This is a genomic window from Streptomyces flavofungini (genome assembly GCF_041028215.1).
Lineage (GTDB): Bacteria > Actinomycetota > Actinomycetes > Streptomycetales > Streptomycetaceae > Streptomyces > Streptomyces flavofungini_B.
The window spans coordinates 1-1,284 of record NZ_JASKYR010001285.1; the positions used below are offsets into that span (position 1 = coordinate 1).

Consider the following 1,284-nt stretch of genomic DNA (forward strand, 5'->3'; position numbering starts at 1 on the left):
CCCGTCCCCAGAGATGCCGGGCGTCGTCCACACGGTCGTCGAGCAGCTGCTGGTGCGGGGCCGGTGCCGTCGTAGGGGCCTCCGAGGGCCTGGATCAGCGCCGTGCCCGTCGCGACCACCGCGATCACCGCCGCTACGGGGGCGATCACGCGCCGCCGGTCCTTCCGCCCCCGGGGCGGTGGCTCGGCAAGGAGCGCCACCGGTTCCAGCAGCGCCAGATTGGCCCGGGTGACTGCCGCACCCGCCCAGTCGCCCGACCTCTCGCGCAGGCCGAGCGCCCGTCCCCAGAGATGCCGGGCGTCGTCCACACGGTCGTCGAGCAGCTGCTGAACCCCCTGCTGATGGACGAAGTACGCCTCCGCCGCCGTGTCCTCGGCGGCCCGCGCGGCGGTCAGGCCCCGCGCGAGGGCGTGCTGCCACGCCTGCCAGTGGCCCCGGACGAAGAGAACCCGCTCGACGGCGGTCGCCAGCTCCACGACGGCCTGCCACTGATGGTGTTCGGCAGCCTCCGCGAGCAGGTGCTGGGCCGCCTCGGTGACGCCGCGTGCTTCCTCGTCGTCAGGGTCGCGTGAGGTCAACCAGGAGGTCAGCCAAGCGGTCAGCGAGCTGGTCGGCGTGGTGGTCAGCGGTCCCAGCTCCGGGGCGAGTTCGCCGGAGCCGCGCAGAAGTCGCCGGTAGAGCTCCACCTTGCGGGCCGGAAGCGCGTAGGTCGGCGACCCGTGGCGGTCGACGTCCCGTTCGGCCAGGCCGCGCGCGGCAAGGGACTCCAGGGTCGCGTGGTCGTACGCGATGTCGGCCATCCGTGCCAGCAGCGCGCCGGGCAGGGGCGCGCCACCGGTCAGGGTGAGGACTGCCAGCGCCTGTCTGGCCTGCGGGTGGACGGCGGCGACGGCAAACGCGTCCAGGACGTCGGGGCCGGGAGCCGCGACCCGGGTGAGGCCGTCGGCCAGGCCCTCGAAGGAACGGCCGTCCAGTCGCACCAACGCGGCGGCCTGCCGCAGACTGAGCGGCCGCCCTGGAGGTGCTGCGGCACGAGATGGGGCGCGACATCCCGGACGCCGAGGCGGGCGCGGCGCGACGCCTTGTGAGCGCCGTCGAGGGGCGGCCGCTCAGTCTGCGGCAGGCCGCCGCGTTGGTGCGACTGGACGGCCGTTCCTTCGGGGGCCTGGCCGACGGCCTCACCCGGGTCGCGGCTCCCGGCCCCGACGTCCTGGACGCGTTTGCCGTCGCCGGCGTCCACCCGCAGGCCAGACAGGCGCTGGCAGTCCTCACCCTGACCGGTGG

Annotated in this window: 1 protein-coding gene and 1 pseudogene; one reads left to right on the top strand and one right to left on the bottom strand. The window is 75.1% G+C overall.

Translation table 11 applies throughout. The features are described 5' to 3' along the window. Nucleotides 1-983: pseudogene (locus AB8Z36_RS40465) on the bottom strand (hypothetical protein); the annotation flags it as partial. A gap of 53 nt (nt 984-1,036) precedes the next feature. Here AB8Z36_RS40465 and AB8Z36_RS40470 point away from each other — a divergent pair. Beyond that, the coding region (locus AB8Z36_RS40470; RefSeq protein ID WP_369218342.1) for a hypothetical protein at nt 1,037-1,284 on the top strand (248 nt) is incomplete at its 3' end.